Source organism: Mangrovicoccus ximenensis, from assembly GCF_003056725.1.
Lineage (GTDB): Bacteria > Pseudomonadota > Alphaproteobacteria > Rhodobacterales > Rhodobacteraceae > Mangrovicoccus > Mangrovicoccus ximenensis.
The window spans coordinates 132,999-148,302 of the sequence record NZ_QBKZ01000004.1 but is presented as its reverse complement, the minus strand read 5'-3'; the positions used below and the strand labels follow the sequence as shown (position 1 = coordinate 148,302).

At 67.8% G+C, this 15,304-nt stretch carries 17 protein-coding genes and 1 pseudogene; 7 read left to right on the top strand and 11 right to left on the bottom strand.

The annotated features are described in order from the left end of the window. Nucleotides 1-59: 59 nt before the first annotated feature. Nucleotides 60-482: an FAD-binding protein gene (locus C7T91_RS09785; protein ID WP_108259071.1), complete on the top strand. Its 423-nt coding sequence runs from the start codon at nucleotides 60-62 to the stop codon at nucleotides 480-482. After that, the gene (locus C7T91_RS09780) at nucleotides 464-1,339 is read left to right on the top strand and encodes a dioxygenase family protein (protein WP_108259070.1); all 876 of its coding nucleotides are present in this window, start codon (nucleotides 464-466) and stop codon (nucleotides 1,337-1,339) included. Before C7T91_RS09785 ends, C7T91_RS09780 begins: the two co-directional genes overlap by 19 nt. A 200-nt stretch (nucleotides 1,340-1,539) precedes the next feature. Here C7T91_RS09780 and C7T91_RS09775 read toward each other — a convergent pair whose 3' ends face one another. Further along, entirely contained in the window at nucleotides 1,540-2,172 is a 633-nt protein-coding gene (locus C7T91_RS09775; RefSeq protein ID WP_108259069.1) for a DsbA family protein, read from the bottom strand. Beyond that, complete coding sequence (locus tag C7T91_RS09770) at nucleotides 2,169-2,699, bottom strand: DUF721 domain-containing protein (RefSeq protein WP_108259068.1); 531 nt, start codon at nucleotides 2,697-2,699, stop codon at nucleotides 2,169-2,171. The genes C7T91_RS09775 and C7T91_RS09770 overlap by 4 nt, the downstream gene beginning before the upstream one ends. A 78-nt stretch (nucleotides 2,700-2,777) precedes the next feature. On the opposite strand from C7T91_RS09770, the gene mutY reads away from it, so the two are divergent. Next, the gene (gene mutY / locus C7T91_RS09765) at nucleotides 2,778-3,662 is read left to right on the top strand and encodes an A/G-specific adenine glycosylase (RefSeq protein WP_108259067.1); all 885 of its coding nucleotides are present in this window, start codon (nucleotides 2,778-2,780) and stop codon (nucleotides 3,660-3,662) included. 14 nt (nucleotides 3,663-3,676) lie between these two features. On the opposite strand, the pseudogene C7T91_RS09760 reads toward mutY, so the two are convergent. Together C7T91_RS09760 and C7T91_RS09755 are read right to left on the bottom strand one after the other, a co-directional pair. Beyond that, nucleotides 3,677-4,021, bottom strand: a pseudogene (locus C7T91_RS09760) (FAD binding domain-containing protein); the annotation flags it as partial. Beyond that, the gene (locus C7T91_RS09755) at nucleotides 4,018-4,506 is read right to left on the bottom strand and encodes a (2Fe-2S)-binding protein (protein ID WP_108259066.1); all 489 of its coding nucleotides are present in this window, start codon (nucleotides 4,504-4,506) and stop codon (nucleotides 4,018-4,020) included. The gene C7T91_RS09755 and the pseudogene C7T91_RS09760, both read right to left, overlap by 4 nt. 151 nt (nucleotides 4,507-4,657) lie before the next feature. Between C7T91_RS09755 and C7T91_RS09750 the strand changes: the two genes are divergently transcribed. Further along, on the top strand, nucleotides 4,658-5,236 hold the full coding sequence (locus C7T91_RS09750; RefSeq protein ID WP_236638141.1) for a TetR/AcrR family transcriptional regulator: 579 nt from the start codon (nucleotides 4,658-4,660) through the stop codon (nucleotides 5,234-5,236). A gap of 4 nt (nucleotides 5,237-5,240) precedes the next feature. On the opposite strand, the gene C7T91_RS09745 is transcribed toward C7T91_RS09750, so the two are convergent. The 7 genes from C7T91_RS09745 to C7T91_RS09715 form a co-directional block, all read right to left on the bottom strand. Further along, on the bottom strand, nucleotides 5,241-6,008 hold the full coding sequence (locus tag C7T91_RS09745; RefSeq protein ID WP_108259064.1) for an ABC transporter ATP-binding protein: 768 nt from the start codon (nucleotides 6,006-6,008) through the stop codon (nucleotides 5,241-5,243). After that, nucleotides 6,008-6,844: an ABC transporter ATP-binding protein gene (locus C7T91_RS09740; RefSeq protein ID WP_108259063.1), complete on the bottom strand. Its 837-nt coding sequence runs from the start codon at nucleotides 6,842-6,844 to the stop codon at nucleotides 6,008-6,010. The genes C7T91_RS09745 and C7T91_RS09740 overlap by 1 nt, the downstream gene beginning before the upstream one ends. Beyond that, the gene (locus tag C7T91_RS09735; RefSeq protein WP_108259062.1) at nucleotides 6,841-7,740 is read right to left on the bottom strand and encodes an ABC transporter permease; all 900 of its coding nucleotides are present in this window, start codon (nucleotides 7,738-7,740) and stop codon (nucleotides 6,841-6,843) included. Before C7T91_RS09735 ends, C7T91_RS09740 begins: the two co-directional genes overlap by 4 nt. After that, nucleotides 7,737-8,729, bottom strand: coding sequence for an ABC transporter permease (locus C7T91_RS09730; RefSeq protein WP_236638140.1), 993 nt, complete (start codon nucleotides 8,727-8,729; stop codon nucleotides 7,737-7,739). The genes C7T91_RS09735 and C7T91_RS09730 overlap by 4 nt, the downstream gene beginning before the upstream one ends. A 62-nt stretch (nucleotides 8,730-8,791) precedes the next feature. Continuing rightward, nucleotides 8,792-9,190, bottom strand: coding sequence for a periplasmic substrate-binding domain-containing protein (locus C7T91_RS09725; protein WP_161555830.1), 399 nt, complete (start codon nucleotides 9,188-9,190; stop codon nucleotides 8,792-8,794). A gap of 53 nt (nucleotides 9,191-9,243) precedes the next feature. After that, nucleotides 9,244-10,518 (bottom strand): L-rhamnose catabolism isomerase, encoded by a 1,275-nt coding sequence (gene rhaI, locus C7T91_RS09720; RefSeq protein WP_108259059.1) that lies wholly within the window; start codon nucleotides 10,516-10,518, stop codon nucleotides 9,244-9,246. A 4-nt stretch (nucleotides 10,519-10,522) separates the two neighbouring features. After that, a complete protein-coding gene (locus C7T91_RS09715) occupies nucleotides 10,523-12,619 on the bottom strand; it encodes a bifunctional rhamnulose-1-phosphate aldolase/short-chain dehydrogenase (protein ID WP_108259058.1) in 2,097 nt (698 codons plus the stop codon). Between the two features lie 191 nt (nucleotides 12,620-12,810). Between C7T91_RS09715 and C7T91_RS09710 the strand changes: the two genes are divergently transcribed. The 3 genes from C7T91_RS09710 to rhaS are packed head-to-tail and all read left to right on the top strand — an operon-like array spanning nucleotide 12,811 to nucleotide 15,274. Continuing rightward, entirely contained in the window at nucleotides 12,811-13,611 is an 801-nt protein-coding gene (locus C7T91_RS09710; protein WP_108259057.1) for a DeoR/GlpR family DNA-binding transcription regulator, read from the top strand. After that, the gene (locus C7T91_RS09705; protein WP_108259056.1) at nucleotides 13,608-14,261 is read left to right on the top strand and encodes an SGNH/GDSL hydrolase family protein; all 654 of its coding nucleotides are present in this window, start codon (nucleotides 13,608-13,610) and stop codon (nucleotides 14,259-14,261) included. The genes C7T91_RS09710 and C7T91_RS09705 overlap by 4 nt, the downstream gene beginning before the upstream one ends. Nucleotides 14,262-14,284: 23 nt before the next feature. After that, complete coding sequence (gene rhaS, locus C7T91_RS09700; protein ID WP_108259055.1) at nucleotides 14,285-15,274, top strand: rhamnose ABC transporter substrate-binding protein; 990 nt, start codon at nucleotides 14,285-14,287, stop codon at nucleotides 15,272-15,274. The last annotated feature ends 30 nt before the right edge of the window (nucleotides 15,275-15,304 follow it).

Below are 15,304 nucleotides of genomic sequence, written 5' to 3'. Positions count from 1 at the left end.
AATGCAACCTGGAGCAGAATCCGGGCGAAAATGATTTCGGACAGCCAGCGGAGGAACACATGGACAGCCTGCAGATCGACATTCCCGAACGGCTACGCGCCGCTGCGGTCACCCCGGAGAGCCCGGGCTATGACGAGGCCCGCGCGCTCTACAACGGCATGATCGACAAGCGGCCGCGCTTCATCCTGCGCTGCCGCGATCCGGAGGACGTGCGGGCGGCGATCGGTTTCGCCCGCGCCGCGCAGCTGCCGCTGGCGATCCGCGGCGGCGGCCATAACGCCTGCCGAATCCGGAAGGCCGGCCGGGACCGCCCGCCGCCGCCCTCCCGGGCCGGGCTTCCGCCGCTGCGGTATCGCGCGATACCGCGGCGGGCATTGGAGCCGCAGCCCGGATCGGCCAAGCATGGGGACGGACCGGAAGCCCGCCGGAGGAGAGGCGGGCCGGGAAGATCGGAGGACGCCCCATGGGCAAGGTCACGCTAGAGAACATCACCGACATCGTCACCGCCTCGCTGGGGCGGAACGGCGAGATCGACGCCCGCCAGCGGGAGATCATGGCCGCGCTGCTGCGCCACCTGCACGGCTTCGCCAAGGAAGTCCGCCTGCAGCATCACGAGTTCCTCGCCGCCTGCGACTTCCTCGCCCGCGCCGGGCAGACCTGCGATGACAAGCGCCAGGAATTCATCCTGCTCGGCGACATCCTCGGCGTCGAGGTGCTGGTCGACATGCTGACCAACGCGGTCGAGGACGGCGAATCCGAGTCGACCGTCCTGGGCCCGTTCTACCGCGGCAACCCGCCGGTCCTGCCCAAGGGCGCCTCGACCGTGCAGAAGGCGTTCGACGGCCAGGAGACGGTCTATTTCGAGGGCACCATCCGCGATGCCGCGGGCCAGCCGATCCGGGGCGCGATCCTCGATGTCTGGGAGGACGCGCCGAACGGGCTCTACGAGAACCACGATCCCGAGCAGCCCGACTACAACCTGCGCGGCCGCTTCGAGACCGACGAAAACGGCCATTACGCCTTCCGCGCGATCCGCCCCGTGCCCTATCCGATCCCCTCCGACGAGACCGCAGGCGAATTGCTGCGCTACATGGGCCACCATCCGAACCGCCCCGGCCACATGCATTTCATGATCGCCCGCGACGGCTACCGCACGCTGATCAGCCAGGTCTACGACAGCTCCTCGGACTGGCTCGACAATGACAGCGTCTTCGCGGTCAAGGACAGCCTGGTCGGCGAGTTCCGCCCCGCGGATCCGGCGCTCGGCACCGACCTGCATGTCACCTTCGACTTCGTCCTCAAGGCCGCGGCCGCCGAGGACGCCATCGCCGCCGAGTGACCCCCGGACGGCGGGCGCCGCGGACAGCGCATCCCGGCGCCCGCCCCGTCCACGCCCCCGGTTGGAGGACAGCCCCGCAGGACGGCCGCGCGAGACGGGGCAGCCAGCCGGAAACGGAACAGCCGCTGCGCGGGCAGCGGCTGGAAGGACGCGGGACGGCGCCGGAATGGAGGGTCCCGCCGCGCGGGGCCGTGTGCCGGTCAGGCGCCGAGCTTCTCGTCGAGCACTTCGGCGAACTTGTCGTAGCCCATGTTGGAATAGGCCTCGCCGTCGATCAGGAAGGACGGGGTCGCGGTGATGTTGTCGGCCTTGGCGTTCTCGCCGTACCAGTTGACCAGCCCCTGGGCCATCGCGTTGTCGTTCAGGCAGGCGTCGAGCTCGTCCTGGCTGATCCCGGCGCTGAGGCCGATCTTCTTCAGCGACTCGACGATCGCCACCGGCTCGCCCGCCTTGGTCCAGTCGCGCTGGGTGGCAAACATCCGGTCGGCAATGCCGAAATAGCGCATCTCGCCGCCGCAGCGGGCGACCATCGACGCCCAGAGGCCGAAGCGGTCGAAATAGACCTCGCGGAAGATGAAGCGCACCTTGCCGGTGTCGATGTAGTTCGCCTTCAGCTCGTGGAACACGTTGGCGTGGAAATTGGCGCAATGCGGACAGGTGAAGCTGGCATATTCGATCACCGTCACCGGCGCGTCGGCGCTGCCCAGCACCATGTCCGGGATTTCGGGGAGGTCTTCTGCCGGGGCAGCGTCCTGCGCGAAGGAGAATGAGGGCAGCATCGTGGCCGTGCCGAGCATCAGCGCGGAGGTCAGGAGCTCGCGACGTGCGATCATTGGGGTCGTCCCTTGTGTTTCTTTGCGTGAATTCTGGCCCCGAGCCCGGCAAGCGCAGCGCGCAGGCCGGGATCGGCGACGCCCTCGGTCTGGGCCTCGATCTCGGGGGTGGGCATGGGCGGCGCAGGCGGCGCCGGGCGGAACCCGGCCTGCGCCTCGGCGAAACCGCCATAGCCCGATGTCTGGGTCAGCGCGATGCGGGCAATGGCGTTGTAGCCGTAGCAGGCATTGACGCGGGCGCGGATCACTTCCGATTGCGCCTGGATGATCGGACCGGCGGCGCCGCGCACCAGGATGGTCAGCGTCGCGCCGAGCCCGCCCTTCTTGGCATAGCCGACCTTTACCGGCTCGCACATCCGCGCCAGGTCCTCGCCCACCACCTCGGTCCAGTGGGTCAGGAGCCGCGTCATCGCGAAGCCGCGGCTTTCGCCGGCCTTGGCAATGCGGGTCTGGACAAGGCTGCCCGCGCTTGCGAAGCCGTAGCCGCGCCGCGTCTTCCGGGGCAGAGATTTCCGGGCGTCGGACATTGCGTTCCTTCCGTTCGGGCGACAGATTACCCGCTCCGGCCGCATGTGCCAGAGCAAACCGTGTTGGAGGCATAACGCTTGCGTGACAGAGGTCCAGAGGCAACGGCGGAAGATCTGCTGGAATGGTATGACCGCCATGCGCGGGTGCTGCCCTGGCGGGTGCCGCCCGGCGCCGACGAGCGCCCCGATCCCTACCGGATCTGGCTGTCGGAGGTGATGCTGCAGCAGACCACCGTTCCGGCGGTGAAGGCCTATTTCCACCGCTTCACCCTGGAATGGCCGACCGTGCAGGCGCTGGCCGCGGCCGAGGATGCCGACGTGATGGCCGCCTGGGCGGGGCTCGGATATTACGCGCGGGCCAGGAACCTGCTGAAATGCGCGCGCGAAGTGGCGCAGATGGGCCAGTTCCCGGACACGCTCGAGGGGCTCCTCGGCCTGCCGGGCATTGGTCCCTACACCGCCGCGGCGATCGCCGCGATTGCCTTCGACCGGCCCGAGACGGTGGTCGACGGCAACGTGGAACGCGTGATGGCGCGGCTCCACGGCGTCGAAACGCCGCTGCCCACGTCGAAGCCCGAGCTGGTGAAGCTTGCCCGCCACCTGACGCCGAAGCAGCGCCCCGGCGACTATGCCCAGGCGGTGATGGATCTGGGCGCGACGATCTGCACGCCCAGGAACCCGGCCTGCGGCATCTGCCCCTGGCGCGAGCCCTGCGTCGCGCGCTTCGAAGGCAACGCAGCCGAGCTGCCGAAGAAGCTGCCGAAAAAGGAGAAGCCGACGCGGCTGGGCATCGTCTATCTCGGGCGGCGCGCCGACGGGGCGTGGCTTCTGGAAACCCGGCCCGCCTCGGGGCTCTTGGGCGGCATGCTCGGCTGGCCGGGCAGCGACTGGGCCGAGGCCGAGCCTGTCGCCATGCCGCCCGCGGCGCGGCGGTTGCAGGCCGCGTGCGGGTCCTGGAAATAGGCGCAGCGGGTCGCCTGCATCAGGTTCCCGCCGACCGTCGCGGCGTTCCTGAGCTGCGCCGAAGCCCCGGAAAGCAGCGCCTCGGCCACCATCGGGAAGGCGGCGGCGAAACCGGGATCGGCGGCGAGGTCGGAATTGCGCACCAGCGCGCCGATCCGCAGGGCACCGTCCGGCAGGGCCTCGATCCGGTCGAGCCCGGGCAGTCGGGTCAGGTCGACGATCCGCTCGGGCAGGGCCACGCCAAGCTTCATCAGGTCCAAGAGGTTCGTGCCGCCGCCGAGCGCCGCCGCATCCGGATCGGACAGCGCGGCCAGCGCCTCTTCCAGCGAGGCGGGGCGCAGATAGTCGAAGGGTTTCATGCCTCTGCCTCCTCCGCAGCCTTGCGGGCCGCTTCGGCCACGGCGCGGGCGATGCCGCGATAGGCGCCGCAGCGGCAGAGATTGCCGCTCATGCCTTCGCGGATCCGCTCCATGTCGGTGCCGTCGGCGCCTTCGGCGATCAGTCCGGCGGCGCTCATGATCTGCCCCGGGGTGCAATAGCCGCATTGGAAGGCGTCATGCTCGAGAAAGGCCGCCTGCACCGGGTGCAGCGTGCCGTCGGGGGCGAGGCCCTCGATGGTGGTGATCTCGGCGCCGTCCTGCTGCATGGCGAGCGCAAGGCAGCTGTTCAGGCGGCGGCCGTCGACCAGCACGGTGCAGGCGCCGCATTGGCCGCGGTCGCAGCCCTTCTTGGTGCCGGTCAGGCCGAGCCGGTCCCTGAGCAGGTCGAGAAGCGTCACCCGCATGTCGTCGAGCGCCAGGTGATGCGGCGTCCCGTTGACGGTCAGCGTGATGGAGAGGGTCATGTCGTCTCCGTTTTCTGTCGATTTCCGGGATCCGCGCTGTATCTTTTTCAGGCGTGGCAGGGCATGGTTGGCCTCGCGCGGTGCCTGCCTTATACGGAGGTAGCCTCCGCTTTTCAAGTCCGGGGCATTGCGAAAGGAAAGCATGGGCCAGATGGGCGCGAAAACCGGCCGGAAACCCCGGGCAGACGGGCTGAGGAACCGCGAGAAGCTGCTGGCCGCGGCGCGCGAGGTGTTCTCGGCGGGCGGCCCCGAGGCCAGCCTCGAAGCGGTTGCAAGATGCGCGGGCGTCGGCATCGGCACGCTCTACCGGCATTTCCCGACCCGCGAGGCGCTGTTCCAGGAGGTCTATGTCCGCGAGGCCGACCAGCTCGAGGCGATGGCCGACAGCCTGTCGGACCTGGCGGCCGAGGCCGCGCTGAGGACTTGGATGCGGGGCTTCATCGCCATGGTGGCCACCAAGAAGGGGATGCTCTCGGCGCTGGAACCGGCGGTGGACCGGCACGACCAGCCCTATGTCGATGCCGCCGACCGGGTGCGCGCGGCCGCCGGGCGGCTGCTGGCGCATGGCGTCGCGGACGGGACGTTCCGCGACGATGTCACGCCCGAGGAAATGATCCGCGTCTTCGTCGGGCTCTGCAACACCCGCGACGGCGAGGACTGGCGCGAGGCGGTGACGCGGATGCTCGACGTGTTCATCGACGGCATGCTGCACCGGCCGGCGGGCGGCTGACCGGCTATTCCGCGGCACGCGCCGTGCGCCCCCCGGAGACCGAGGCGGCGATCAGCGCGCGGGAATAGGGGTGCTCGGCCCGGCCCCGGCGCAGCTGCTCGACGTCCAGCATCTCGACGATCCGGCCCGACTGCATGACGGCCAGCCTCTGGCACAGGTGCCCGACCACGGCGAGGTCGTGGCTGACCATCACGTAGGTCAGCCCGCGTTCCCCGCGCAGATCGGCCAGCAGATTCAGGATCTCGGCCTGCACCGAGACATCGAGCGCCGAGGTCGGTTCGTCGAGCAGCAGCAGCTCGGGCTCTCCGGCGAGGGCGCGGGCGATGGCGACCCGCTGGCGCTGCCCGCCCGACAGCTGGTGGGGATAGCGGAAGCGGAACTTCGGCCCCAGCCCGACATCCTCGAGGAGCTGCGGCACCCTCCGGTCGATCGCGTCCATGCCGTGGAGCCGCAGCGTTTCCGACAGCACGCGGTCGACCGAATGGCGCGGATGCAGCGAGGCATAGGGGTCCTGGAAGACCATCTGCACGCGCTTGTGGAAGGCCCGGTCGCGGCGGTCGCGGTAGACCGGCTTGCCGTCCACTTCGACCCGGCCGGACCAGCCCGGCGCCAGCCCGGTGATCGCGCGCAGGATCGTCGATTTGCCCGAGCCGCTTTCTCCGACCAGCCCGAAGCTCTCGCCCCGCCCGACGAAGAAGCTCGCGCCCTGCACCGCGTCGACATGGGTCGCGCCCGCGCCGAACCAGACATTCATGCCGTCGACTTCCAGCATCAGCCGCCCTCCGCCCAGGCCGGGTCGCGGGCCAGCACCTCCAGCCGGGCCCGCGGCGCGTCGAGCCGGGGCAGGGAGTTGAGCAGCCCGCGGGTATAGGGATGGCGCGCCTCGTGCAGCCGCGCCGCATCGCAGGTCTCGACGATGCGCCCGGCATACATGATCAGCACGCGGTCGCAGAATTCCGAGACCAGGTTCAGGTCGTGGCTGATGAAGATCAGCCCCATGCCGCGGTCGCGCACCAGCCCGTCCATGATCGACAGCACCTTGCGCTGCACCGAGACATCGAGCGCCGAGGTCGGCTCGTCGGCGATCAGGATGCGCGGATCGGGGATCAGCATCATCGCGATCATGATCCGCTGGCCCATCCCGCCCGAAACCTCGTGCGGATAGGCCTTCATCACCCGTTCGGGATCGCGGATGGCGACGGCCTCCAGCATCTCGAGCGCCTTGCGGCGGGCGGCGCGGCGGCTGTCGCGGGCATGCAGCAGATAGGCCTCCATGATCTGCTCGCCCACGGTCATCACCGGGTTGAGCGAGAACTTGGGGTCCTGCATCACCATCGAGATCCGCCGCCCGCGCACCTTGCGCATCTGCCGTTCGCCCAGGCTTTGCAGGTCCTGGCCTTCGAGCGCGATCCGGTCGGCCTCAACCCGCCCCGGCGGGCGGACCAGGCGCAGGATGGCGCGGCCGGTCATCGACTTGCCCGAACCGCTCTCGCCGACGATGCCCAGCCGCTCCTGCCCGAGCGAGAAGGAGATGCCGCGCACCGCCTCCACCACGCCCTGGCTCGTGTCGAAGGAGACGCGCAGGTTCTCCACGTCCAGAAGGCTCATTTCGACCCCCCCGATTTCGGGTCGAGCACGTCCCTGAGCCCGTCGCCCAGCAGGTTGAAGGCCAGCGACACGGTGAAGATGGCGAGGCCCGGCACCGTCGCCACCCACCAGTGGTCGAGAATGAAGCGGCGCCCCTCCGAGATCATCGCGCCCCATTCCGGGCTGGGCGGCTGCGCGCCGAGCCCGAGGAAGCCGAGGCCGGCGGCGGCGAGGATGATCCCCGCCATGTCCAGCGTGACGCGGACAATCAGCGAGCTGAGGCACAGGGGCCAGATATGCTGGGTGATGATCCGGACGGGACCTGCGCCCTGCAGGCGGATGGCGCTGATGAAGTCCGAATTGCGGATCGTCAGCGTCTCGGCGCGGGCCATGCGCGCATAGGGCGGCCAGGCTGTGAGGCTGATCGCCAGCACCGCGTTCTCGATCCCGGCACCGAGCGCGGCGACGAAGGCCAGCGCCAGAACCAGCCGCGGGAAGGCGAGGAAGATGTCGGTGATCCGCATCAGCACCGCATCCCAGACCCCGCCCGCATAGCCCGCCACCGTGCCGACGAGCAGGCCGACGACCGGCGCGATCAGCGCCACCAGCGTGACGATGTAGAGCGTGGTCCGCGAGCCCCAGATCAGCCGGCTGAGGATGTCGCGGCCGAGGCTGTCGGTGCCGAGCAGGTGGCCCGGCGTTCCGATCGGCTTCAGCCGCATCGCCAGATCCTGCGCATAGGGATCCTGCGGCGCGATCCAGGGCGCGGCGGCGGCGCAGAGCACCAGCGCCGCGAGGATGGCGAGGCCCACCATGGCCAGCGTGTTTCCGCGGAAGGTCAGCCAGCCGGCATAGAGCCGCCCGAGCCTTGCCTGCCGCCGCGAAGCGGGCGCGTCGGACAGCAGCCACGCCCTCATCGCGCCCTCGGATCGAAGAATTTGTAGAGCAGGTCCGACAGCATGTTCAGCACGATGAAGATCGTGCCGACCACCACCGTGCCGCCCAGCACCGCGTTCATGTCGGCCGCCAGAAGCGCATTGGTGATGTAGTAGCCGATGCCCGGCCAGGAGAAGATGATCTCGGTCAGAACCGAACCCTCCAGCAGGTTCGCGTAGCTCAGCACGATGACGGTCAGGAGCTGCACCCGGATGTTGCGGAAGGCATGCACCCAGACCACGCGCCATTCGCTCATGCCCTTGACGCGGGCGGTGGTGATGTATTCGGCCGACAGCGCCTCCAGCATGAAGCTGCGGGTCATCCGGCTGATATAGGCCATCGAGAAATAGCCCAGCAGCGAGGCTGGCAGGACGATGTGCGAAAACGCGTTGCCGAAGACCGTCCAGTCGCCCGCCAGCGCGGCATCGACCAGGATCATGCCGGTGACGGTCGGCACCAGCCCGTCATAGAAGACGTCGAGCCGCCCCGGCCCGCCGACCCAGCCGAGGATGCCGTAGAACACCAGGAGCCCGATCAGCCCGAGCCAGAAGATCGGCATCGAATAGCCGACCAGCGCCACCAATCGGGCGATCTGGTCGATCCAGCTGCCGCGGTTGACCGCGGCCAGCACGCCCAGCGGCACGCCCAGCACGACGCCGGCGAGAACGCCGAGCGTGGCCAGTTCGAGCGTCGCCGGGAAGACCCGCGCGATGTCGTCGATGACGGGCCGCGCGGTCAGCAGGCTCATGCCGAAATCGCCCTGCGCGACCTCGCGCAGGTAGTACCAGAACTGCACCGGGATCGGCTCGTCGAGCCCGAGCGCGGCGCGCGCATCGGCATAGACCTCGGGGCTGGCGCGCTCGCCGACCACGGCCAGAACCGGGTCGATCGGCATCACCCGGCCGATGAAGAAGGTGACGAACAAAAGCCCCAGCACCGTCACCGCCAGCGAGCCCAGGGTCGCCAGCACGCGGCCGGGAAGGCCCGCAAGGGGCGCCGCCGGGCGCCCCCGCCGTGTCGCGGCCTGCGGCATTACTTTGTGACGGGCCAGTAGGCCGCGGAGCTGACCGCGTCGCCGAAGTTCAGGTTCTGCACGGTGTCGGCCACCCCGGTCTGGCGCTTCTGCTGGAAGAGGACCGCGAAGGGCGAGGTGTCGCGGAACCCGGCCTGGATGTCGTGATACATCTCCACCCGCTTGGCGGTATCGTTCTCGGTGACGGCGGCATCGACCTTGGCGGTCAGCTCGCCCGGATCCCAGGCGTTGCGCCAGGCGAGGATGCCGGTCGCGCCGGCCGCATCCGAATTGTCGGGGTTCCAGGCGAAGGTGGAGGCATTGGTATGCGGGTCGGGATAGTCCGGCCCCCAGGTGCCGACATAGACGTCAAGCTCGCGCGCACGGTAGCGGCCGAGGATCTGCGCCGCTGTGCCCACCGTGATGTCGAGCTTGATGCCGACCTGGGCCAGCGCGTTCTGGAAGGTTTGCCTCAGACGATGCCGCCGCCGGTGACGGCGGATTTCGGCCGCGTCTCGGCAACCTTGGCGCGATAACCCGACTGCCGGAAGGTCGCGACCGGGTCGATCGCCCCGCCTGCTTCCAGCCGCGCCATGGCGAGGATCGGCTCGACGTCGGTCCGGAACCCGGCCTTCAGCGTCGCCGTTGCCATCAGCGCGTCGTTTTCCTCCTGGAAACCTTCCAGCGCCGCCCGGTCGACCAGCAGCGCCTGCGCATAGGCCCGCTGGATCTCCATGGCCGAAGACATCAGGCTCTCGATCGGGTCGGTGACGTTGTGGCTCTGGTCGATCATGTGCTCGAGCGACAGGCCCGGCTTGTCTTCCGCATCCACCAGCTCGTTGAAGACGAGGAACAGCCGGTAGGGCTCGACCGAGCCGCTGTCGAGGTCGTCATCGCCGTATTTCGAGTCGTTGAAGTGGAACCCGCCGAGCTTGCCGAACTGGATCAGCCGCGCGACGATCATCTCGATATTCACGTTCGGCGCGTGATGGCCCAGATCGACGAGGCAATACGCCTTGTCGCCCAGCTCCTTCGAGATCAGGTAGCTGGTGCCCCAGTCCTGCACGACGGTGGAATAGAAGGCCGGCTCGTAGATCTTGTGCTCGGAATAGATCCGCCAGTCCTCGGGCAGCTTGGCATAGACCTCCTTCATCGAGGCGAGATAGCGCTCGAACTGGCGGGTCATGTTCGACTGGCCGGGGAAGTTCGAGCCGTCGCCGATCCAGACCGTCAGCGATTTCGAGCCGATCTCGCGGCCGATCTCGATGGTCTCGACATTGTGCTCCACCGCCTGCGCACGGGTCGCCGGGTCGGTGTGGCTGAGCGAGCCGAACTTGTAGCTGTGCTTCTGCCCGTCCTGATCCTGGAAGGTGTTGGAGTTCATGGAGGCAAAACCCAGCCCATGCTCCTCGGCCTTCGCCTTCAGATCCGCCGCGGGGGCCTTGTCCCAAGGGATGTGCAGCGACACGTCAGGCGTGGCGGCAGTGAGCCGGTGGATCACGCCGCAATCGTCGAGCTTGTCGAAGATGTGGCGCGGCTCGCCTGCACCGGGGAAGCGGGCGAAGCGGGTGCCGCCGGTGCCGGTGCCCCAGGAGGGCACCGCGACGCCGAATTTCGCGACCTTGGCCTTCACCGCCTCGATGTCGATCCCGCGGCGGGCGAGATGCGCGCCGAGCGCCTCGTAATCCGCGCGGAGCCCGTCGGCGGCCTTGTCGTTGGCCGCCTCGATGATGCTCTTGTCGATCATGGTGTTACCTCGGGAAGCTCTGCTGGTTGCCGGCATCCACGTTCAGGATGTTGCCGGTCGACTTTGCCGATTTCTCGGAGGCGAAGAAATAGGCGGCTTCGGCGATGTCCTCGGGCAGCACGTTGCGCTTCAGCATGGAGCGGTTGCGGTACATCTCCTCGAGGCCTTCCTTGTCGGTCTTGTAGGTCGACGCGCGCTGTTCCAGCCACTCGCCTTCCCAGATCTTCGAGCCGCGCAGCACCGCATCCGGGTTGACCACGTTCACGCGGATCCCCGCCTCCGCGCCTTCCAGTGCCAGGCAGCGGGCCAGGTGGATTTCCGAAGCCTTCGCCGTGCAATAGGCCGAGGCGTTCGGGCTGGCCGCGAGGCCGTTCTTCGAAGCCACGAAGACGATGGAGCCGCCCATGCCCTGCACGCGCATCAGCTTGAACGCCGCGCGGGAGACGAGGAAGTAACCGGTCGACAGGATCGACATGTTCTTGTTCCACAGCTCCAGCGAGGTTTCCTCGACCGGGGCCGAAGACGCGATGCCGGCATTCGACACGAGGATGTCGATCCCGCCATATTCGACCGTCGCCTCGGCATAGGCCGCATCGACCGCCGCTTCGTCGGTGACGTTCATCACCACGGTGCGGACCACGTCGCGGGAGTATTTCCCGGCCAGCGCCTCGAGCGTGCTGTCCAGCGCATCGGCATTGATGTCCGCGAGCACCACGCAGGCACCTTCGGACAGGTAGCGTTCCGCCGTCGCCGCGCCGATGCCGCCTGCCCCGCCGGTGACCAGCGCGACTTTGCCGGCCAGCGATTTCGGCTTCGGCATGCGCTGCAGCTTGGCCTCTTCGAGCAGCCAGTACTCGATGTCGAAGGCTTCCTGCTCCGGCAGGCCGCAATATTCCGACACGGTCGAGGCGCCGCGCATCACGTTGATCGCGTTGACATAGAACTCGCCCGAGATCCGCGCGGTGGCCTTGTCCTTGGCGAAAGTGATCATGCCGACGCCGGGCACCAGATAGACGACCGCGTTCGGGTCGCGCAGCGCAGGGCTGTCGTCATGCTTGCAGCGGTCGTAATAGGCCGCATAGCCGTCGCGATAGGCCTCGACCTGCGCGGGCAGACCGGCCAGCACCTCGTCGAGATTGCCCTTGGCCGGGTCGAAATCGACGACCAGCGGGCAGATCTTGGTGCGCAGGAAGTGGTCCGGGCAGGAGGTGCCAAGCGCCGCCAGCGGGCGCAGCTCGGCGGAATTGACGAATTCCAGAACGGTTTCGCTGTCGTTGAAATGGCCGACCATCGGCTGCAGGCCCGAGACCATGCCGCGGATCGCGGGCATCAGCGCCGCGGCGACCTTGCGGCGCTCGTCCTTGCCGAGGCTCTCGCAGACCGCACCGCCGAAGATCGTCTTGCCGGCCGTCTCTTCCTCGAAGAAGGCGATCGCCTTGTTGATGATCTCGAGCGTCAGCTCGTAGCACTCTTTCGCATCATCCGCCCAGGTGAACAGGCCGTGCGATTCGAGCACGACGCCCTTGGCGTCGGGGTTCTCGAGGCAGAACTTCTCCAGCCACAGGCCCAGCTCGTAGCCCGGCTTCTTCCACGGCAGCCAGCCGATCTCGTCGCCGAAGATGCGCGCGGTCAGCTCCTTCGAGTTCTTCGAAGCGGCAATCGCGATGATCGCGTCCGGATGCATGTGGTCGACATGGCTTTTCGGGACGTAGGCATGCAGCGGCGTGTCGATCGAGGCGGCGCGCGGGTTCAGGTTGAAGGTGCAGTGCGGCAGGTAGCCGACCATCTCGTCTTCGAAGGCGACACCGCGGTACTTGCCCTTCAGCGCGCGCAGCTTCTCCATGTAGAGCGTGGCGAAGCCGTCCATCTTGATCGAGCCGACATCGCCGCCCGAGCCCTTGACCCACAGCACCTCGGCTTCGTCGCCGGTCAGCGGATCGGGCTGCATCACCTTCGCCGAGGTGTTGCCGCCGCCGTAATTGGTGATGCGCTTGTCGCTGCCCAGCAGGTTCGAGCGGTAAAGCAGCTTTTCCGGCTCGGACATGGCCTTGGCACGGTCGTCGTCCCAGAGCGACGCGAGCCGCGGATTCGCGATGAGCATTGGAGATCCTCCCTCTCCTCCGGTATCCCGGAGCATGAACGTCTGCGCTGACGCTGCCGCATCGGGACGGTCGTTGTCAATCATTTTCGATCATTTCTGATCATTTTGCACCTGCAGCATGATCGTTATGACAGTTTATGATTGACAGTGATCGATTCCCGCCGCAATCTCGCCTGCAAGGGAGGACCAGGATGCACGAGAAGGAACGCCACAGGATCATACTGTCCGCGGTACAGGACCGCCCGGTCGTGACCGTGGCGGAGATCTGTTCCCTGACAGGGGCTTCCGAGGCAACCATCCGCCGGGACATCGCCGCTCTTCACATGCAGAAGAAGGTCCGCCGGGTCCGCGGCGGCGCCGAGGCGCTGAACCCGAACCAGTTTCCCGGGCTCGCCGGCCGTCCGTTTTCCGTCAACGAAACGATCAGGATCGAGCAGAAGCGCGCAATCGCGCGCGCCGCGGTCGATCTCTGCGACGACGGCGACCCGATCATCATCAACGGCGGCACGACGACCTTCCAGATGGTGCATCCGCTGGCCTCGCGGCGGCTGCAGATCTTCACCAACAGCTTCCCGATCGCCGAGCACCTGCTGAAGAATTCGAAGAACACGATCATGCTGTCCGGCGGCGCGATCTACCGCGAGCAGAACATCATCCTGTCGCCCTTCGAGAACGACGTGACCAAGAATTTCTACGCCCGCCGCATGTTCATGGGCGCGCAGGGCATCGGGCCACTGGGGCTGATGGAGGCAGATCCGCTGCTGATCCAGGCCGAGCAGAAGCTGATCGGCCAGGCCGACGAGCTGGTCGTTCTGGTCGACAGCTCGAAATTCGACAACCGCTCCTCGCTGGTCCTTTGCCCGCTGGAGCGGATCGACACGCTGGTCACCGACGAGGGCATTTCCGACCGCGCCGCCGCGATGCTCGAGGCCGCCGACATCAACGTGATCGTCGCCACCGCCACCGGCACCCGCGAGGAGGCTGCGTCATGAGCGAACGCGTGATCCTCTGCTACGGCGACTCGAACACCCACGGCGCCTCGGCAATCGCCGATGACGGCACTTGGCACCGCTATGACACCGGGACGCGCTGGCCGCTGCGGATGGCCGATCTGCTGGGGTCCGGATACCGGGTGATCGAAGAGGGCCTGCCGGGCCGCACCACCTGCCTCGACGACCCGTTCGAGGGCGAGTTCCTGAACGGGCTCAGGGTGCTGCCCGCGGTGCTCAGGACCCACAAGCCGGTCGATCTGATGGTGTTGATGCTCGGCACCAACGACCTGAAGACGCGCTTTTCGCTGACGCCCGCGGACATCGCCAAGGGCATCACCCGGCTGATCACCGAGATCCGCAGCCACCAGGCCGGGCCGGACGGGACCGATCCGGACATCCTGGTCGTCGCCCCCGCGCCGATCTCCGAAACCGGCGTGCCCGGCCCGCACATGGTCGGCGGCGCCCTAAAGTCGCGCGGGCTGGCCCCGGCGATGGCGGCGGCCGCCGCAGCGGCGGGCGCGATGTTCTACGACGCCGGACAGGTGGCCGAGACCGATCCGCAGGACGGCATCCACCTGACGGCGGACGCACATGCCCGGCTGGCTGAGGGGCTGGCCGCGGAAATCAAGGAATGGGGCCACGCGCCCTGACTGGATACCATAGGGAGGAAGACATGAAATCTTTTGCGAAGCTTCTGGCCACCGCGGCCACGTTCGGGCTGATGGCCGGAACCGCCTCGGCCGAGGACATGCGCATCGCGCTGGTCGTCAAGGCGCTCGGCATCGGCTTCTTCGAGGCCGCCGCGAAGGGCGCCGAGGAAGCGGCCGGCGAGCTGGGCGATGTCGAGATCATCTATACCGGTCCGACCGACACCACCGCAGAGGGCCAGATCGAGGTGATCAACTCGCTGATCGCACAGCGGGTCGACGCGATCGCGATCTCCGCCAATGACACCGACGCGCTGGTGCCGACGCTGAAGAAGGCGATGCAGCGCGGGATCACCGTGATCTCGTGGGATTCGGGCGTGGCGCCGGAAGGCCGCCAGATGCACCTGAACCCGTCCTCGAACCCGCTGATCGGCAACATGATCCTCAAGCTCGCGGCCGACAACCTGCCCGAGGGCGGCGACGTGGCGGTGCTGTCGGCGACGACCACCTCGACCAACCAGAACATCTGGATCGACGAGATGAAGAAGGTGATGCCGGAATACCCGGGCATCAACCTGGTCGCGACCGTCTATGGCGACGACCTGGCAGATAAGTCCTACCGCGAGGCCCAGGGCCTGATGCAGTCCTATCCGGATCTCGATGCGATCATCGCGCCGACCTCGGTCGGCATCGTGGCGGCGGCGCAGGCCGTCGTCGATGCGGGCAAGGTGGGCGAGGTCAACGTGACCGGCCTCGGCCTGCCCTCCGAGATGGCCGGCGCCATCGAGTCGGGCGCGTCGAAATCCTTCGCCATCTGGAACCCGATCGACCTCGGCTATGCCGCGACCATGATCGCCTACAATCTCGCCAAGGGCGATGACGAGGCGGCGCCGGGCGCGACCATCGGCATGGGCCGCCTCGGCGAGGTGACGCTGGACGACGACAATACCGGCGCAATGGCCGACCCCTTCGTCTACGACAGCTCGAACATCGACGAGTTCAAAGGCATTTTCTGATCCCCGTCTCCTCCAAGAGCGGGATGCGCG

Excerpts from the sequence above, each read along its gene's own strand:
- C7T91_RS09785 (WP_108259071.1), top strand. The coding sequence starts at position 60 with ATGGACAGCCTGCAGATCGACATTCCCGAACGGCTACGCGCCGCTGCG.
- C7T91_RS09780 (WP_108259070.1), top strand. The coding sequence starts at position 464 with ATGGGCAAGGTCACGCTAGAGAACATCACCGACATCGTCACCGCCTCG.
- C7T91_RS09775 (WP_108259069.1), bottom strand. The coding sequence starts at position 2,172 with ATGATCGCACGTCGCGAGCTCCTGACCTCCGCGCTGATGCTCGGCACG.
- C7T91_RS09770 (WP_108259068.1), bottom strand. The coding sequence starts at position 2,699 with ATGTCCGACGCCCGGAAATCTCTGCCCCGGAAGACGCGGCGCGGCTAC.
- C7T91_RS09755 (WP_108259066.1), bottom strand. The coding sequence starts at position 4,506 with ATGACCCTCTCCATCACGCTGACCGTCAACGGGACGCCGCATCACCTG.
- C7T91_RS09750 (WP_236638141.1), top strand. The coding sequence starts at position 4,658 with ATGGGCGCGAAAACCGGCCGGAAACCCCGGGCAGACGGGCTGAGGAAC.
- C7T91_RS09745 (WP_108259064.1), bottom strand. The coding sequence starts at position 6,008 with ATGCTGGAAGTCGACGGCATGAATGTCTGGTTCGGCGCGGGCGCGACC.
- C7T91_RS09740 (WP_108259063.1), bottom strand. The coding sequence starts at position 6,844 with ATGAGCCTTCTGGACGTGGAGAACCTGCGCGTCTCCTTCGACACGAGC.
- C7T91_RS09735 (WP_108259062.1), bottom strand. The coding sequence starts at position 7,740 with ATGAGGGCGTGGCTGCTGTCCGACGCGCCCGCTTCGCGGCGGCAGGCA.
- rhaI (WP_108259059.1), bottom strand. The coding sequence starts at position 10,518 with ATGATCGACAAGAGCATCATCGAGGCGGCCAACGACAAGGCCGCCGAC.
- C7T91_RS09715 (WP_108259058.1), bottom strand. The coding sequence starts at position 12,619 with ATGCTCATCGCGAATCCGCGGCTCGCGTCGCTCTGGGACGACGACCGT.
- C7T91_RS09710 (WP_108259057.1), top strand. The coding sequence starts at position 12,811 with ATGCACGAGAAGGAACGCCACAGGATCATACTGTCCGCGGTACAGGAC.
- C7T91_RS09705 (WP_108259056.1), top strand. The coding sequence starts at position 13,608 with ATGAGCGAACGCGTGATCCTCTGCTACGGCGACTCGAACACCCACGGC.
- rhaS (WP_108259055.1), top strand. The coding sequence starts at position 14,285 with ATGAAATCTTTTGCGAAGCTTCTGGCCACCGCGGCCACGTTCGGGCTG.